This window comes from Granulicatella seriolae (assembly GCF_024543085.1).
Lineage (GTDB): Bacteria > Bacillota > Bacilli > Lactobacillales > Aerococcaceae > Granulicatella > Granulicatella seriolae.
The window spans coordinates 171,347-188,379 of the sequence record NZ_JANHNZ010000005.1; the positions used below are offsets into that span (position 1 = coordinate 171,347).

The 17,033-nt window shown below is 34.7% G+C and carries 17 protein-coding genes and 1 pseudogene; 12 read left to right on the plus strand and 6 right to left on the minus strand.

The genetic code is table 11. The features are described from left to right. Window positions 1-5 precede the first annotated feature (5 nt). The 4 genes from NPA36_RS06715 to NPA36_RS06730 are packed head-to-tail and all read left to right on the plus strand — an operon-like array spanning window position 6 to window position 4,067. Window positions 6-1,025, plus strand: a complete 1,020-nt coding sequence (locus NPA36_RS06715) for a nucleotidyltransferase domain-containing protein (RefSeq protein WP_256945348.1) — start codon at window positions 6-8, stop codon at window positions 1,023-1,025. Window positions 1,026-1,032: 7 nt separating this feature from the next. Further along, window positions 1,033-2,775, plus strand: coding sequence for a ThiF family adenylyltransferase (locus NPA36_RS06720; RefSeq protein WP_256945349.1), 1,743 nt, complete (start codon window positions 1,033-1,035; stop codon window positions 2,773-2,775). After that, window positions 2,762-3,268 carry a Mov34/MPN/PAD-1 family protein gene (locus NPA36_RS06725; protein ID WP_256945350.1) on the plus strand — a complete coding sequence of 169 codons (507 nt, stop codon included), beginning with the start codon at window positions 2,762-2,764 and terminating at the stop codon, window positions 3,266-3,268. The genes NPA36_RS06720 and NPA36_RS06725 overlap by 14 nt, the downstream gene beginning before the upstream one ends. Continuing rightward, window positions 3,252-4,067 carry a hypothetical protein gene (locus NPA36_RS06730; RefSeq protein ID WP_256945351.1) on the plus strand — a complete coding sequence of 272 codons (816 nt, stop codon included), beginning with the start codon at window positions 3,252-3,254 and terminating at the stop codon, window positions 4,065-4,067. Before NPA36_RS06725 ends, NPA36_RS06730 begins: the two co-directional genes overlap by 17 nt. A gap of 10 nt (window positions 4,068-4,077) precedes the next feature. On the opposite strand, the gene NPA36_RS06735 is transcribed toward NPA36_RS06730, so the two are convergent. From NPA36_RS06735 to NPA36_RS06760, 6 genes are all read right to left on the minus strand, one after another. Further along, window positions 4,078-4,269 carry a type I toxin-antitoxin system SymE family toxin gene (locus tag NPA36_RS06735; RefSeq protein ID WP_256945352.1) on the minus strand — a complete coding sequence of 64 codons (192 nt, stop codon included), beginning with the start codon at window positions 4,267-4,269 and terminating at the stop codon, window positions 4,078-4,080. A 164-nt stretch (window positions 4,270-4,433) separates the two neighbouring features. After that, entirely contained in the window at window positions 4,434-5,765 is a 1,332-nt protein-coding gene (locus NPA36_RS06740) for a relaxase/mobilization nuclease domain-containing protein (protein WP_256945353.1), read from the minus strand. A 1-nt stretch (window position 5,766) separates the two neighbouring features. Further along, window positions 5,767-6,123: a plasmid mobilization protein gene (locus NPA36_RS06745; protein ID WP_256945354.1), complete on the minus strand. Its 357-nt coding sequence runs from the start codon at window positions 6,121-6,123 to the stop codon at window positions 5,767-5,769. Between the two features lie 252 nt (window positions 6,124-6,375). Next, window positions 6,376-6,885 carry a hypothetical protein gene (locus NPA36_RS06750; RefSeq protein WP_256945355.1) on the minus strand — a complete coding sequence of 170 codons (510 nt, stop codon included), beginning with the start codon at window positions 6,883-6,885 and terminating at the stop codon, window positions 6,376-6,378. Between the two features lie 8 nt (window positions 6,886-6,893). Further along, window positions 6,894-7,448 (minus strand): ImmA/IrrE family metallo-endopeptidase, encoded by a 555-nt coding sequence (locus NPA36_RS06755; RefSeq protein WP_025434837.1) that lies wholly within the window; start codon window positions 7,446-7,448, stop codon window positions 6,894-6,896. Between the two features lie 14 nt (window positions 7,449-7,462). Then, entirely contained in the window at window positions 7,463-7,864 is a 402-nt protein-coding gene (locus tag NPA36_RS06760) for a helix-turn-helix domain-containing protein (protein ID WP_256945357.1), read from the minus strand. A gap of 172 nt (window positions 7,865-8,036) precedes the next feature. On the opposite strand from NPA36_RS06760, the gene NPA36_RS06765 reads away from it, so the two are divergent. The 8 genes and pseudogenes from NPA36_RS06765 (at window position 8,037) to NPA36_RS06800 (ending at window position 16,923) form a co-directional block, all read left to right on the plus strand. Continuing rightward, window positions 8,037-8,660, plus strand: coding sequence for a hypothetical protein (locus NPA36_RS06765; protein WP_256945358.1), 624 nt, complete (start codon window positions 8,037-8,039; stop codon window positions 8,658-8,660). Window positions 8,661-8,914: 254 nt separating this feature from the next. Next, window positions 8,915-9,325: a sigma-70 RNA polymerase sigma factor region 4 domain-containing protein gene (locus NPA36_RS06770; RefSeq protein WP_256945359.1), complete on the plus strand. Its 411-nt coding sequence runs from the start codon at window positions 8,915-8,917 to the stop codon at window positions 9,323-9,325. A gap of 466 nt (window positions 9,326-9,791) precedes the next feature. Further along, window positions 9,792-9,965 carry a hypothetical protein gene (locus NPA36_RS06775; protein ID WP_256945360.1) on the plus strand — a complete coding sequence of 58 codons (174 nt, stop codon included), beginning with the start codon at window positions 9,792-9,794 and terminating at the stop codon, window positions 9,963-9,965. Between the two features lie 106 nt (window positions 9,966-10,071). Continuing rightward, window positions 10,072-11,715 (plus strand): recombinase family protein, encoded by a 1,644-nt coding sequence (locus NPA36_RS06780; protein ID WP_256945361.1) that lies wholly within the window; start codon window positions 10,072-10,074, stop codon window positions 11,713-11,715. Beyond that, complete coding sequence (locus tag NPA36_RS06785; RefSeq protein ID WP_256945362.1) at window positions 11,708-13,360, plus strand: recombinase family protein; 1,653 nt, start codon at window positions 11,708-11,710, stop codon at window positions 13,358-13,360. The genes NPA36_RS06780 and NPA36_RS06785 overlap by 8 nt, the downstream gene beginning before the upstream one ends. Beyond that, on the plus strand, window positions 13,360-14,847 hold the full coding sequence (locus NPA36_RS06790; protein ID WP_256945363.1) for a recombinase family protein: 1,488 nt from the start codon (window positions 13,360-13,362) through the stop codon (window positions 14,845-14,847). Before NPA36_RS06785 ends, NPA36_RS06790 begins: the two co-directional genes overlap by 1 nt. 62 nt (window positions 14,848-14,909) lie before the next feature. Further along, window positions 14,910-15,851: pseudogene (locus NPA36_RS06795) on the plus strand (HsdM family class I SAM-dependent methyltransferase); the annotation flags it as partial. Continuing rightward, the gene (locus NPA36_RS06800) at window positions 15,844-16,923 is read left to right on the plus strand and encodes a restriction endonuclease subunit S (protein WP_256945365.1); all 1,080 of its coding nucleotides are present in this window, start codon (window positions 15,844-15,846) and stop codon (window positions 16,921-16,923) included. The pseudogene NPA36_RS06795 and the gene NPA36_RS06800, both read left to right, overlap by 8 nt. Window positions 16,924-17,033 lie beyond the last annotated feature (110 nt).

A 17,033-nucleotide genomic window follows, 5' to 3' on the forward strand; every position in this document is an offset into this window, starting at 1 on the left:
AAAAAATGAGCGTACAAACACAATTTGAGAAATTCAACGATAACATTAAGGCGGGCTATAAGTCAAAAAAAGAATTAGCAGAAAAAAGAGATATTTTGATAGGGATTTTGAAAGATGATGCTGATATCCCTTCGTTCGATGTGTATAACCAAGGTAGTTACATAATGCGTACAGGAATAAAACCCGAAGAAGGGAAAGAGTACGATATAGATGTTGCGTTATTGTTTAACGTTAATAAGGCTGACTTTATACCGATGGAACTGAAGAATAAAATTCACAATTTGCTAGTTAACCACACTGACTATGGAGCTGAAATTAAGAAACCATGCGTGACAGTCACTTATAAAAAAGGTGGAGAAATAGCATATCATGTTGATTTGGTTGTATATGCTTATGAAAACTCTTACGATAAAAGCAGTCAATTATACATCGCTAAGGGAATCTCCACTAATACTGATTCGATAAAATGGGAAAAGGCAGATCCTAAAGGGTTAGTCAATTATATCAATACTGAAATTTTAAACGAAGCAGAACGAGATCAATTCAGGAGAGTCGTGCGTTATCTAAAAAAATGGAAGAATAGAAGATTTTCTGACTTAGGTCATATTTCACCAGCTAGTATTGGTTTGACACTACTTGCTGTTGATAATTTTATTTATAAAAATGAGGATTTAGATGAATTAATAAATGTGGTGAGTGCGATTGAACGTGCCTTTGTTTTTGTAGGTACAAATGATGATTACAGATCACTATACAGAATTGAATTATCTTTACCTTGGACTTTAAATTTTGAGACGCCAAATGATGTTTTTGAAAAAATGACAGATGGTCAGATGACAGATTTTAAAGATAAAATTAGCAAATTTAAATCAGACCTGGAAGCGGTAAACAATGAAATTGATGAATATGAAAAATGTAAAAAACTGAATAAAATATTCGGTGATGATTTTGAAGTTCCAGATGAAACGGAAGTAGCTAAGCATCAGTTGAATTATATTCCATCTTCCAGCTCATCTGGTATGTAGCATGATATTGAATAGAGAAGCCTTGTATAATCACTTATTGGACAATAGCAATCTGTCGGAGTGCCAAATTAGAAATGAGACGACTTTCGAAGGAATATCTTATGAATACGTGGTGAACGGAAAGCTATCTACATCTAACGGTATATTTTCCATAGTAATAGGAATCCCTTGGCAATGGAGAATCAGACTGGTAGATATATATATTGTTGAGCCTGAATTACCGTTCATCCCACATTTGGAAAGTAATGGAAAAATATGTCTTTTTGATTTAGAAGCCTCAGTAATCGATTGGGTTTTATTTGGTATATTAGATCAATGTATTGAACGTGCAAAAGATATAATAGAGTTAGGACTTCAAAATGCAAATTCTAACGATTTTATTGATGAATTTGATTCGTATATTGGTAATATAAAAAACAAAAAAATGTTGAAAGTTGTATTACCAAATGAAAAGAAAACGCAGAAAATTAAGTTTTGCCCAACAAGTAATCCAAGTAAAGTTCAACGTAAAAACGAAAAACATGCTGACTATAAAAAGAGAACTGAAGTATTAACTTTTTTTGCTTCAACTAGAGCAAGTGATTTTGATAAATGGGGATATGGGAGTGTAACGCAAAAAAATGCATTGTACTTTTATTCAAGTCCTGATGAAGCAATATTGCCACCAAATTATTCTTTGCCGATAACTAAAGAGTATCTAAATCGGATTTTCAAGAGTGGTTCAATCAGAGACTGCAAATATAATCCCAATATGAATTCATCCTTGATCGTATTTGGAATTAACCAACCCAATGGAATTATAAATGTGTTTGCAGTAATCTTGGAAAACTGTGAGTTTAATATTGTTAATGATGAGATTGAACTAAAGAGTGTCAAGCAAATTATTCCTCTCATCTGCGAAAGACTAGATACCGAATATCTACTTGGAAGAACATCAGAAAGTAAAAACGTCCTTTCGAATAAAAATTTCTTGTTAGTGGGGTGTGGTTCTATTGGAAGCTATGTATTCCAAAACCTTATCAAGTCTGGTGTAAATAAAATTACTCTCGTTGACCATGATAAGCTGAAGGCGGAGAATATTTATAGGCATTTACTGGGGATTGAATCAATTAAACATGGATATAAAGCAGAAGCACTTAGGATATATGGGAAGAATATGCTTCCAGATTTGAACATTAATACATTAGATGATCGGATTGAAGAGCTTGTTGAAGATGGTTCAATTGAACTAAGTGAGTATGATTATATAATCGCTGCAACGGGCGATGCGATATTGAATCGGTGGATAAATTACTATATACATGAAAATAATATTAAGACACCAGTTTTTTATTTATGGAATGAACCATTAGATATTGGATCTCATGTCGGATTTTTTGATTTAAACTTGGAATCTTGTTATGGCTGCCTGTTTGCTAGAGATGAAAATGGAGAACTATTTGATAAAAGTGCATATACTGAGAAAGGTCAAAAAATAGTAAAATCTAATCTAGGCTGCCAAGGCTCATATATTCCATATGGCTCATTAATTTCGGTACAAACAAGCTTACTATTCATAAATGTGTTAAAGGAAGTTGCTACGGGAAGATTGATGGACAATGCTCTATATTCTCAGAAGGGTGATAAGTATTATTTTGAGCAAGCGGGTTTGAAGGTATCAGATGTATATCAAAGCCAGAATGAAATAATAAAAATCACTTATGGAAGAGACTTGGTCAATAAATGCTGTGATATATGTGGAGGTAAATGATATAAAAGAGCCAGAAATAAAAATTAAGATTTCCCCACTTGTTATTTCTATTTTTGAAAAGTATATTCAAAAAGGTTGTGGCTCATTGGAAGCTGGTGGAATAATAATAGGTAAGGAGAATCTGTCAAATAATGATTTAGTATTTATAAGTGCAACAGAGCCACTTAAAAGAGATATCAGGAGAAAATATAGATTTCATAGAAAAGATAAAGGTCATGTAACTCTGTTTAACAGGATATACGATGAATCTCGTCAAATTCATCGTTATATCGGAGAATGGCATACTCATCCAGAAAAAATTCCAAACTATTCTGGAATAGACTTAAAAAATTGGGAACGGATTGCTAAAGACTCAAAAAATGTTGAATACTTCTACCATGTGATAATAGGTATAGATGCTTATCGAATTTGGCAATATGACAAGGATGGAAAGATTACTCTAATCAACACGTTTTACTGGAAGGAGCATAAACTAGATGAAAAAAATAACTGATTCAAGAAGAGAAATACTACAAATTATACTTCTAATTTTATGCTTTCCAGCTGTTTATATTTTGGATGTTTCTAATGTTATTTCCTTAATTTTTAGAAATCAAGAAATTGATTTTAACAATATTAAATACTACTATTTGGGAAAAGCTGGTAATTTTGTAATAGCAGCATTACTATTCCTTTTGATATTATTTAAATTTGTTAGAGCTAAAAACAAAGAAAAAACTTTTAATAAAGGATCCCAATATCATAATCATAGTTATTCATGGTATTGGTTTTGTTCTAAGATCCTAGGATACTCAAAATGCAGCTTAATTAGTGTGCCAATTTATATGCAGTTTAAACTAGCTATAAATGATGTGTTTGATGACTATGTTGTTGAAGAATTAAATCTAGATTGCGAAGATACAGATGCTATAGTTGAATATAGCGAGTTCGGGATTGATGTGGAGACAAGAGAGTACAATATCATTTTAGAGGATACCTATAGTATTAATTTGGGGCAATTACCAGATGAAAAAATGGATCTACCTTGTATAAAAATATCCAGATATAAAAAGGAATTTGAAGGTGTTAGAAAATTTAATTCAAAGTTTGTTGATGCCTTAGCAATAGAGATTAATAAGCTTCCGGCGAATTCAGTTTTAAATATTTTTTCAACAATCAATCCCAAACATTGCTTAGCAATATCTAAACAAGTATTTTCTATTGGACATAGAGGAAATGTTGAAACAATTAACGTGTTTCAACAAGAATCTCAAAACGATAGGAAGTTTAATAAGGCTTATAAAGTTTTGTGAGAAAGTTGTTTTATTGCCTAAGAACTAGGTGAAGTTCTAATATTATTGAATTTTCATCAGAGCATGATTCTCTTACAATAACATGCTCACCAACCTCAAAACCAAGATCTTTCAACCATTTCCCTTGCAGAACAATGCGAGGGATTTGTTCTTTATATTTTGCACCAGGTGCATAGGTGACTTTAAGTTTTCGTTCTTTCATTTTGAAAAACCTCCTGCTCGGTGTTTATGCTCAGGAATAGTATACTTGAAAGGTAAAGTTAAAAGAATATAATAGCCAGCTTATGCCAATAAGGTGCTTAAATAAATCAAGTGGCTCATTTTTGAAAATAAAATTTACGAATGAGAAAAAGGGAGACAGTAGAACTATCTCTCCATCTCTTTCCCCATGTATTGCTCAAAGTTTTTACGGATGGTGAACAGGTCATCCATATTGGTTTTTGAATCAGAATACTCTTTCATCAGGGTATTCTTTTTTTCTTGAAGTACATCTAATTCAGTTAGTATCTCTTTTGTATCTGGTAGTTTTTTATAAGTTTCCAGTAGTTCAGTTGCAGCCACTTTGTACAAAGCAATTTCTCTTGAATACTCGTTTTCAAATTGCGTATCATTTGGGTTTTCTTTGTGATATTTGTATATTTCCTTGAACTGCTTAATGGTGTGAGCATGCTCCATGACCGCTGATAGCTGGGTAGATTTATCATCAATCGATTTAATCTTTTCTTGTAATTCTTGTCGGTTATCGGCTTGTTCTTGGATGAGTACATCTAGTTGAGCAACGGACTTAATGCCTTGCTCTCGGAGAAAAAGAACCGAGTCTGCCATTACCTTTAAGTTGTGTTTCTTAGCCCAGAATTCATATCCTTTTGACTCTTTAACCTTTATGTTAGACTCAACATCAATTATATTTTTAACTCTTGATTTCGGCTTTTCTGAGCGTGTGTTGACAGCTTCTTGAATCCTTTCTTTAATTTTTTCTTCGGTATAATCTTCGCCGATTGTCTTAGCTCTGGTGAATCTTTCTTTGTCCTTATGTTTAAAAGCAATGTGTTTTCCTTGCTTGATTTCATAACCTTGCGAACTCATTTTTGATAGGAATTCGTTCCAGTCTTTCGATTGTTTGATGAACCTATCGATGTCAAATTGTAGTTTGCTTTTCCAAGAAGTTCTTTTTTTATGTTGTTCATTCTCATACCAGCTTTTGCCGTTGGTCTTATATTTTCTTTTATAGGCTTCATAGTATTCGTCAATCACACTGAGGTTATTTTCTTTACATAAAGTATCGCTTTGGAATCTGATTTGGTGATAGCTTCGCTTATTCGATTGATAGCATTTGCCAGTCCTGCTATTCACATTATTGAAGATGATATGGTTGTGAATGTGTCCCTTATCTACATGGGTTGAAAGCACATATTGGTATTCGTCTTTCAGTATTTTTTTACAAAGCTCCAGACCGATCTCATGAGCTTTATCTGGTGTTGTTTCCCCTGGATAAAATGATTGTATCAGGTGTCTGGCAATGACTGATCCACTTGTGTTTGCATCTTCCCTAGTTTTAATAAATGCAGTATGGGCAGAAATAGGGTGGCAAAGATAGGAAGAAACCAGTAACTTCTCATCTGTTTTATCTGCGTTTGTGATGTAGTCAATGGCAAAATTCAAAGTTGATTTTATGGGATGGATTTTTGTGATAGCCATCTTAGTCGTCCTTGTTTCTTTGTGTTCTATTGAGTAGTAGCGAATGAATCTGCCACAGTTCTTTTGAGAACTGCTCTATCTCTCTCCTCATATCATTGATGTCATCTTTATAAATAACTCCCGTAGAATTAACACGTTTAGCAATTTGATTAATGTTACTTGTAGCATTAGCAAGAAGTCCTTGTAGTTCATTAAAAGGCTTTAAATCAACGGTATAAATTTCTTTTTCTAATACGCATTTTCTTAAAAAATGGTTCATGCTTTTACATTTTGCTTGTCTCATCTTTGCTTGAAACAACTCTTTTTCTTCCTTGGTCAGCTTTATTTCTAGTCTTTCTGTTCGTACTCTATTCGCCATAATATTTCCCTCCTTATGATGTTTTTCGGGGTCTTAGGGTTCTCCCTAACAAGTTAAAATTGATATAAAAAAGGAGCAGGGGGTTGGGTTCCTGCTCCATCAATTTTTCGTAAGTGTCCGTACACTTACTGTGCTTGCTACAAAAGAATGATTTGTAGATCAGCGTTAAGCTGTTATTCGGTTGTTGATACCAAGATTGTACCGCTTAGGACAAGAAATGTCAGCTGGTAGATTTAATAATATTTCTAAAAATTATTTGTTCTCACCATTCAGATACTTCATTCGTCCCCTATAAACAGGGATAGCCAAAACCAAAATGATTCCATAGTTGAGGATTGTATTTCCTGTTTGATTTTCAAATAGAGTAATTTGCGTGAATGATTCTTTTACTACTCCAAAGACTTTAAGAACAGAAGAAATTAAATCAAGTGCCAGAGGAAATGCGATTGACATTCCTATGATTGAAATAACTAAATTTAACACCGAACTAATCTTTGGAAGCTTATTGTGAATGACAACAATTAGAATTCCATAGGCTAAGGTTGCAAGAATTCCAACACCAATATCTAGCACATAAACCATCCAGCCAGTCACCATTTTACTAATCACTAATTGATGGATATAGTATGCCGATAGACCAAAAACTAGTGTGAAGTCTATAGCATAGGCGGAAATTTTTACTGAGTGTTCAGCAATTAATTTGAATAATGTAATCGCAGCTACAACTGAGAATGCGATTACCATAAAAAGTATTGCGTACATATTGCCTCCTAGCATTCAGACCAATCATCTTTATCTGGTCGGTAGTTTTTTAAGAAGTCCCCACGAGGTCTTTCAACACAACATTCATTTAAATTAAGTAACCCAAGTTTTACCATTTCAGATATCTTTAAATTTACCAGATTGATGTCTACTCCCAGTTCATAAGAGAGGTCTACATCATCTATTTGTCCACGAAGAAGTGGGATGATATCTTCATCAGCAATGAGCAAATGAGCTGCGAAAATATTTGCTTCAAGTTCATTCTTTGAGTTATCAACAAAGAGACCATTTTCATGGAATGCTACTCCGCTAATGACTTGGTCACGATGTAACTGATCATGTCCTAATTCATGTGCAAGTATTAAATCTTTCTGTCTTCCAACCTCAGTAGAAATGAAAATAAATCTATTGCGTTGTATGACATGGTACATTCCAAGAAGGTGCTTTGTGTCTTCAAGAGGGCAGACCTTGATGTTCAAAAACCAAATAAGTTCATTGGGGTCCCTCGTCTTGTATTTTTTAATCAAAGATTGAACCTTTTCATAGATCCAACGATTTGACAAGATACACACCTACCTTACTTTTTGTTCTTACGACCATACTTTTTATTCTCTTCTTTTGCTTTCCAATAAGCTTCGGTTAGTGCTTGAATAGCAGCATCTTTATCATTATCTGAGAGTTCACCGCCAGCAAAGAGGGCAACGAGACCTTCAGTTAAAGCTTGGGCCTTTCTAGCTTCACCTTGACCGTATTTATTCGCAACTTCAGAAACGAAAATATCATCATTTTCTAAGAGGTAGTTGTAATCGCACTGCATTACTTTCGCAATTTTTTCGTAGGTTTCCATACTCTTAGGGAAGCGTTGACCAGTTTCATAAAAGTACAAAGTCTTTGGACTTATTTCTATTTGCTTTGCGAAATTCTCCCTTGTAATCTTGTTCTCTGAGCGATATTTTTTTAGTTTTTCTCCAAAATTCATATTTTTGTTCCTCCTAGTTAGTTTCAAAGTACTTATTATTTAATATTTCGGAACTTAAGTACTTGTTTTTAATCGTGAAATAGTTTATTATATTCATTAATAAGAACTTAAGTACCTATATTATATCCTTTCATGTACAATAATACAAGTTTAAAATTAAGAGGTGAGAAAATTGAGAAAAACTAAAACACTAAAGCAAATTGAGCGGCTATACCAGGAACAGAGCTTAGATGTACTTACTATTTACGAGCGATCAAAAGCTCTATTAGAGATATATCGTAATGTCGTTTGGTCACTTAAGAATACTGCTGATTCCATGATTTATGAGACTCAAGAGACCTATGGGAAAGACTTAGATGAAGCACTCATTTATCTTTCGACTTTTGCTCCTGAGTTTAAAAGACAAGACTTTGAGAGCGGTGTCAGTCACCTGTTTGAATCAAAGTGGCTAATTGAAATTATAGATAAGTCTCTGGTCAAAATTAAGGATTATCCAGAATTTGGAGAAATATATTCAGCTATTTTAATGCAGTGCTATCTTGGAAAAATGAAAACAAAAGATGCTGCTTGTATGCAGATGTTGAACCTAGAAAGAAGCTGCTACTACCAGCGAAAAAGAGAAGCCATTACTCTTTTAGGCGTTTCCCTATGGGGATTTGAATTGCCTAGAATAATTCAGGAATTGCATGAAGAGAATCTTAAGGCGATTTATTATGAGGAGATAAAATCAACGATTCCAATTTATACAACCGAGGACCTGGCTCGAATGGTGGAAAAGAAAATAAAGCCAAAGTAGTTGCAGATTGAATGCCGACTGATATTGGACCAGCTGCCGAGTACGTTCGAATTGAATGTGTACTGAAGTACCTATAGACTGATAACATGGGGCAACCCGAAAACTAAATAAGAAAGGCAAGAGACCGAGGAGAAATATCCTGGGTCTTTTTTTATGCCGTTTTTCAGGAGGGACTATGTATCAGTGCAGAGCTCCTCCTTTTTGATTTCAAGAACAAAGCAGAAACAAAACTTGAAATTAATTAGGAGGATACCATGAGTAAAGAATATTTTATTTTCGTTGAAGGAAAACGAATTGTAGTAAGCAAAGAGGTGTACCAAGCATACTGGCATGAAACAAATAAAGAGAATTATCAAAGGCGGCTGGATAGAGAAAACCAGCTGCTTTTGTTTTGTGACTTAGATCATGACGGAAACTTTGAGGGAAATCTTATTGACCAAAATGTCGATGTAGAAAAACTCGTTGAAACCCGACAAAGAATTGAAGAACTGAATAGAGCATTAGCTTCTCTAACAAATGAAGAAAGGGAAATCATTGATGCCCTTTATTTCCGTGATGAAACAACAAGGAATGTTGCCAGTAGCTTTGGACTTCATCAAACCAGCCTAATCAGAAAAAGGAATCAGATTCTAAAGAAACTAAAAATAATTTTAGAAAATTTCTAAGTTAGGTGTGTTCAAGAGGGTCGAATTTTCACTCTAAAGGTGAGGGGGAATTTGATCCTTTTTGCTTTTTTACCAAACGACAAGTCGGTAAGTGCAAACAAAAAAAGGACTCCTCTCCCATTAGGGACTGATCCTTGAAAACTGAATAGACCATAACGAGACGTTAATCAAAGTGTAGCGTGTATGCATCTTCGCCGAAACCTTCCTACCACGAGTTGGTAAAAATGAATACCTGTTTGTCCAGACAGAGGAAACAAGGAAGCGAGCGATAAAAGATGACTGAAAAATGGAAGTCGGGAACTTTCATTCGCAGTGACCACTTTGAGGACAATGATACTTCTACAGTTGAAGCCGGCTCATCTGAACAGGGGCGGAGGTGAGATTCCTATGTAGCTAACCCATAGCACTCGTTAATGTCAAAAAACTTATTTTAAAAACCAAAACTAATAGAAACGAGGAAAAAGCTATGAGTTGCAAAGTAATGATCCTTGAAAACAACGAGACACTAGAACAAGTCATATTAGTTGATTATATAAATGGATTTGAAGTGACATGTGAGATGAATCAAGAAGATTTTCTCAACATTTTACTATCAGAGTGTACCAAACATTGCATGCTGAGTGAGTACGCACAAATCTAATATTAGCCGCTGACATTTTAGGTAAAGGGCGGTAAGATTTAGATGTGGAAGCTTTGAATCCTTAAATAACCATTTGCAGTGAGTAACGATTTAAGGAGGAAAAGTAATGAAAAAAATAGCAGTAATGTATCTACGGCTATCACGAGATGATGGCGAAGAAATCGAAAGTAATTCCATTTCCAGTCAAAGAGAACTCATAAAAGCCTATGGCAAACAGCATGGGCTAAATATTTCATGTGAGTATGTAGATGATGGTGTAAGTGGAGCAACCTTCAACAGACCATCATTTAAAAGAATGATGGAAGAGCTTGAAAAAGGAAAGATTGAAACGATTGTCGTAAAAGACCTATCTCGATTTGGTCGTGACTATATCGAAACTGGAAAGTATCTCCAAAAGATTTTTCCAGAGAAAAAGGTTCGTTTTATTTCAATCAATGATAATTATGATTCAATGAATGCAGATGCAAATGATACCCACCTTGTTTTACCAATAAAGAACTTTATCAATGACAGCTATTGTCGTGATATTTCCATGAAGGTGAAAAGTTCTCAACGGATGAAGCGAGAAAAGGGTGAGTTTATAGGTGCGTTTGCCCCTTTTGGTTACAAGAAAAATCCTAATGATAAATATCAACTTATCATTGACCAAGAAGTAAAGGGAATCATTGAAACCATTTTTAATAAGAAGGTAGATGGCTATTCATCAAGTTCCATTGCGAAGTACCTAAATGAGCTTGGAATAGTAACGCCTGCTCGTCACAGGGAAAAGAAACTTGGTGACAGCGTAGGTTTTGTTGGTAAAGACAAAAAATGGGATGCGAAGATGATTAACAGAATCATCAGCAACCCTGTTTATATAGGAACGCTAGAGCAAGGAAAACAAATGAAGCTCAACTACAAAAGTGATAAGCGAATCGATATAAAAAAGGAAGACTGGGTAGTCATTGAAAATGCTCACAAGGGTATCATATCTCAAAGCATATTTGCCATCGCAAATGAAATGCTACTTCGAGATGTGAATAGTCGAGGCATACCAGGTCTTTTTAGTGGAATGCTCTTTTGTAAAGATTGTGGCTCGCAAATGATTAGACGGGTTGTGAAGTATAAAGACAAGACCAATGTTTTTTATATCTGCGGTAGCCACAATGATAGTGGTGAGTGTTCTAGGCATAGTGTAAAGGAAGATGAGCTTAAGGATGTTGTTGAACATCTCCTAAATGATTTCTTACACTACAATGAACGAATTTATCACCATGCTTTAAGGCAAGATTTTAATTCGATTGAATTTAAAGCTGAGGTAGAAGATCTGCTTCAAGAGAAAAAGAAATACGAAACACTTCGTCAATCCTTATTTATGGACTTGGAAGATGATCTCATTACGGAGGAAGAATTCAATCGATTTAGAGCAAGCTATGCTTTGAAGATTAAAGAAATTTCTGTGCAAATAGAAAACAAGAATAAAATAATGAACGAGGTTCAAGAGAAAATTCGCAATCGCCAGTGGCTTATTGATTTAGATGAACTAAAGGAAGATGGCAAGCTTGATCGCAAGCGATTAGTCTATCTGGTCAATCGTATCAAGATAGGTGAAGAGAAGAAAATCTCTGTGGTGTTCAACCATATGGATGAACTGAATGCACTGGAAACACTAATCAAGCAAGCACAAATAAAGGAAAAATCAAAGGAAGGAAAACTGATTGCCTTCCCTTTAAATCGTGTCAGTGGTGATGAGGTGGTATGTCATGGCTAGAACATCAAGACGATACGAAATACAAAAAGAAGAAATATCAAAATCGGTTTATCGTGCTGGCGTTTATGTTAGGCTTTCAAGTGAGAGACACGAAGAATGGAGAGAAAAATCTTCTTCTCCCAAAGCACAAGCTTATATATGTGAGGAACACGCAAAAAGCAAAGGTATACAGGTGATTCAAGTCTATGAAGATTATGAGTACTCTGGTACAAACTTTGAAAGACCTGCCTATATTCAGATGATGTCAGATGTTCGAAATGGAAAGATTAACTGCATTATTGTGCGTGATTTGTCCAGGCTTGGTCGAGAGCATATTGAGATGGGACAACTGATAGACAAAGTATTTCCATTTCTGGGCGTGCGATTTATTTCTGTTACCGATAATCTAGATACCATAGATGGACTGGATAATAACAAGTCCTTTGAGGTCATGCTTAAAAATATCATCAATGATATGTATGCAAAGGACATTTCATCAAAAATTATTTCAGCCAAACATACAAGAGCAAAAGAAGGCTATTTCATTGGCTCGGTTCCGCCCTATGGATATAAAATTGAAAAGACACCAAAGGGCCAGAAACTGGTCATCAATGAAGATACAGCTCCAATCGTTCGTCAGATATTTGATTGGACATTTGAAGGAAAAAGCCAATATGAAGTTACACTTGAGCTTAATCGATTAAGAATTGCTACAGCCACTCATTACCATAAAACTGGTGAAATTTACCGACCAGAAGATGGTCAAGAATGGAGTAAAGGCACGGTAGCAAAGATGCTAATCAATGAGACCTATACAGGCACACTCAAGCAAGGAAAAAGAAAGCAGAGTCTCGTCAAAGGAGAAACACAGCATTCTACAGATCCAGAGGATTGGATTGTAGCTAAAAACGCTCATGAAGCGATTATATTGGATGAAGAGTTTCAGCAAATTCAAAAGATTAGACGTGAACGTAAAGACAATCACTATTTTGCTTCTGAAAGGAATGACTTAGTGAGAGACCCTGAAAATCGCTATCTAGGACTTGTATTTCTAAAGGATACTGAAAGAGCCTTGTACCGAAGAACAAGAATTTATGGGAAGAATGAAAAGAGATTACTCTATTGTTTCCAACCGGATAATTTCACAGGGAAAAGCTTAGAGAAAGTGAATATCTTTATTACCGAAGAAAACTTAGATGCGATGGTACTTCAAACGATTCAAGGAATCGCTTCTCAATTGATTTCAGAGAAGAGCTTCTTGGAGAAAATTAAAAATGAATTTTTGAGAAGGAAAGAAGTTGCAGAGACTGGACTTAAAGAGCTTTCAATGAAAAAAGATTTATCGGAAGCTGCTATTGCTCGCTTATATGAACGCTATGCCATAGGAAGCCTTGATAAAGCGAAATACATCATGCTTAAGGAGGATGAATCAAGGAAACATGCAAGTTATTGTTCGGAGATTTCTAGGCTAGAGATGATGATTTCAAACCTTAAAAAAGATGAAAGAAAAAGCAGAAAAATTGCAAGAACGATTTTTCAGGCAAGGAAAGAGACAAAACTTTCTGCTGAAGTCATCAAGGAGTTAATCGAAAGAATTGATGTTATTTCAAAAACTGAGATAGAGATTCATTTCTTATATGATTTTAGTGAGAACGGAGGTATCTAATGAATAAAGTAGCACTGTACTTCCGTTTATCGGTAGAAGAACAATCTGGTAGAGAAGAAAGTGAAAGTATCATTTCTCAAAGGAATTATGTTACTTCATTTTTCAAAGCACAAAGTGATTTGAAGGACTTTCCTTATGAAGAATACATTGATGATGGCTTTAGTGGTTCAAATACCAAGAGACCTGGATTTGAACGGATGATGAATGATGTGAAAGCTAATTTAGTGAAAACTATCATTGTAAAAGATTTATCTCGTTTTATGCGTGATTACATTGCGATGGGTGATTATCTTGAGAATATCTTCCCTTTCATGGGGGTTCGATTTATTGCCATCAATGACAATTATGATAGTAGTAAAGAAAAAGGGAATGGAACAGAACTGGATATCCAGTTCAAAAACTTACTCTATGATTTCTATGCAAAAGATGCCAGTCAAAAAGTGAGGTCAGTTCAGAACGCTTTGAAGGCTAAAGGTAAATTTATGGCATGGCAACCACCATTTGGGTATATCAAAGATCCAAATGATAAACATAAAATAATCGTAGATGATGAAGTAGCTCATATAGTAAGGGAAGCCTTTGAATTATCATTAAAAGGAATGCCAACTAGAAAAATCGCTCAGTTGTTTAATGAGAAGAATTACATCACGCCTTACAGACGAAAGAAACAAACCTCGAGGATGGATTACTCTTATAAGACAACAACGACTGAGAACCATAAAGAGCCAATCTGGATGCATGGAACAGTCATTAAAATCCTGGGTAATGAAAATTACACTGGAACATACTGTTATAACATGGTTCAGAAATCATTTGCTAGTGGTGGAAAGTCAATACCAGTTCCAAGAAAAGATTGGGGACGAGTATTTAATAATCATGAAGCAATTATCTCAAGAAAAATGTTCGATAAGGTTCGAGAACAGAATAAATCCAAAGCGTTTAAAAATATGGACTATTCTAAGCTAAAAGAAATCAGATATCCACTAGAAGGATTTATTGTCTGTGAAGAATGTGGTCATATTCTTGCAAGAGAGAGTACTACGAGACATCAAAAGAACGGCATAAAAAAGTTTAACTATATGTCTTGTAGAACTTGCAAGGCTAAAAAATTAGAAATAAAACGGATGAAGTTGGAACTGATAGAAGAAACGGTTTGGAACTTACTGAAAGATAAAGTTCAATCTGAAGGAAGTATTGAGGAAGAACCACAGTGGAAATCAACGAAGTTAGATCGGATTGCTTTATTAGAATCTGAAAAAGAAGAAGCCTTCCATCAGTACAAGACTGGTAAATTATCTAGAGAAGATTTCATTGCAAAGAAATGCTCGATTGATGTGGATATTGAGATGATAGAAAACGAAGTAGAAGAACAAGAATACAAAAAGCTAGAGGTGACCGACACACTCACGAGGGAGATTGTAGAGCGATATATTGATAAGGTTATCGTCTCTCGTGGTGGTGAAATAGAAGTGGTTTTGAAAGCTTAAATATTGAGAAGGGCATTGAATAAATCAGTGCTCTTTTTTATAACATTACCTTGACATCAGAGGGCACAGGAGGGTTCTTAATTGCAGCTATGCATGATATGCTTTCAAAAACTGATGATGAAGAAGAGAAAAGAAGAATCAGGCAAGACCAATTATTTGGGATTGAAGAACAACCTTATATGTTTACTATTGCTACAACAAATATGATTTTAAGAGGAGATGGCAAGAGTAATTTAGAGAATCAGGATTTCTTTGCACAAAATCCAAGCCAGTTACAATTAAAAGGCTGTACGGTTGGAATGATGAATCCACCTTATTCACAAGGTTCAAAGCAAAATCCAAAACTGTATGAAATCAACTTTACTGAAACCTTGTTGAAATCAGTTATTGAAGGTGCAAGAGTAGCTGTAATTGTTCCTCAATCAACCTTTACAGGAAAAACAAAAGAGGAACAGGCTCTTAAGAAAAATATTTTAAAACACCATACTTTAGAGGGTGTTATCACTTTGAATAAGAACACTTTTTATGGTGTGGGTACAAATCCTTGTATTGGAATTTTTATCGCTGGAAGACCTCATCCTAAGAGCAAGCTATGTAAGTTTATAAACTTTGAGAATGATGGTTATGTAGTGAGCAAGCATATAGGATTAATTGATGATGGTAGTGCAAAAGATAAAAAGCAAAAACTACTTGATGTCTGGAAAGGTCATATAGAAGCACCTACAAAATTCTGTGTTGAAACAACCGTTGAAGACACGGACGAGTGGTTGCATTCTTTCTATTACTTCAATGATGAAATACCTTCAGAAGAAGATTTTAGAAATACAATAGCCGATTATCTTACTTTTGAAGTGAATATGATTACCCATGGCAGAGGATATTTGTTTGGCATTGAAGATGAAGTAGAGATAAAGAAAGAGGAAAAAAATATTATCTCTTATCAAACATCTCAAGATACTTGGCAACCATTATATGTAGCAGAAGATGGTGAAGAAGATGAGTAGATTGCGATTAAGTGATTATGAATGGGAAAGCTTTTTTATTGGTGGCAAAGAAGGACTCTTTGATATTCAATCTACAAAAAGTGGCATAGATAAGAACAAGCTTAATGCAAGCGAGGGATCAATTCCATATATCACCAGGAGTGATGCTTCTAATGGCATAAACTTATTCGTAACTGACATACAAAACCCGAAATTTAAGAAGGATCAAGGGAATGTAATTACAATTGGGTTAGATACTCAGACTGTTTTCTATCAGCCTAATTCATTTTACACAGGACAAAACATTCAGGTTCTAAAGAATGAGTTTTTAAATAAAGAGGTAGCACAGTTTATCATTCCCCTTCTAAAAATTCAGATGGAGAAATTTAACTGGGGTGGAAATGGAGCTACCTTAGGAAGATTGAACAGAACTCGTATTATGTTGCCTATTGATGAATTTAATAAACCCAACTGGCAGTTCATGGAAGACTACATCAAGCAAGAACAAAGAATTCAAGCTCAGAAGATCATAGACTACTATGAAGAAAAAATGATGAAAACTGCGTTTGATTTAGTAGGATTAGAAGACGTGGAGTGGAAGACATTTTCGTTTACAGAAATTTTTAGAGAAATAAAAAGAGGAAAAAGACTTAAGAAAGCAGATCACATTGATGGTGATATTCCGTATGTTTCTTCTACTGCTTTAAATAATGGAGTGGATTCATTTATTGGGAATATTAAAAATGTAAGGAGCTATAATAATAATCTATCATTGGCAAATAGTGGTAGTGTTGGTTCTTGTTTCTATCATGCTTATGAATATGTTGCTAGTGATCATGTTACTGGATTATCTTTGAAGAACCCTGATAAAAATATCTATTTATTTATGTCAACAGTGATTAATCGAATCAGTGAAAAATATTCTTTCAGCAGAGAGATAAATGACCAAAGAATTACTAGAGAAAAAATAATGCTTCCAGCAGATTCTAATGGCAATCCACACTGGGATTATATGAGTAAATTCATGCAGAAAATTGAGTTAGAAAAGCTTGAAAAGGCACTGCCATATATATATATATATATATACCCTTAGTGCTAGTTAAAAAAGTTAAATCAAGCAAAAAAAGAAAGTTCTTGCTATACTAACCTCAAATCGACCAAGAAACGAGGTAAGAAGATATGCAAGAACTTCCTAACACCCAT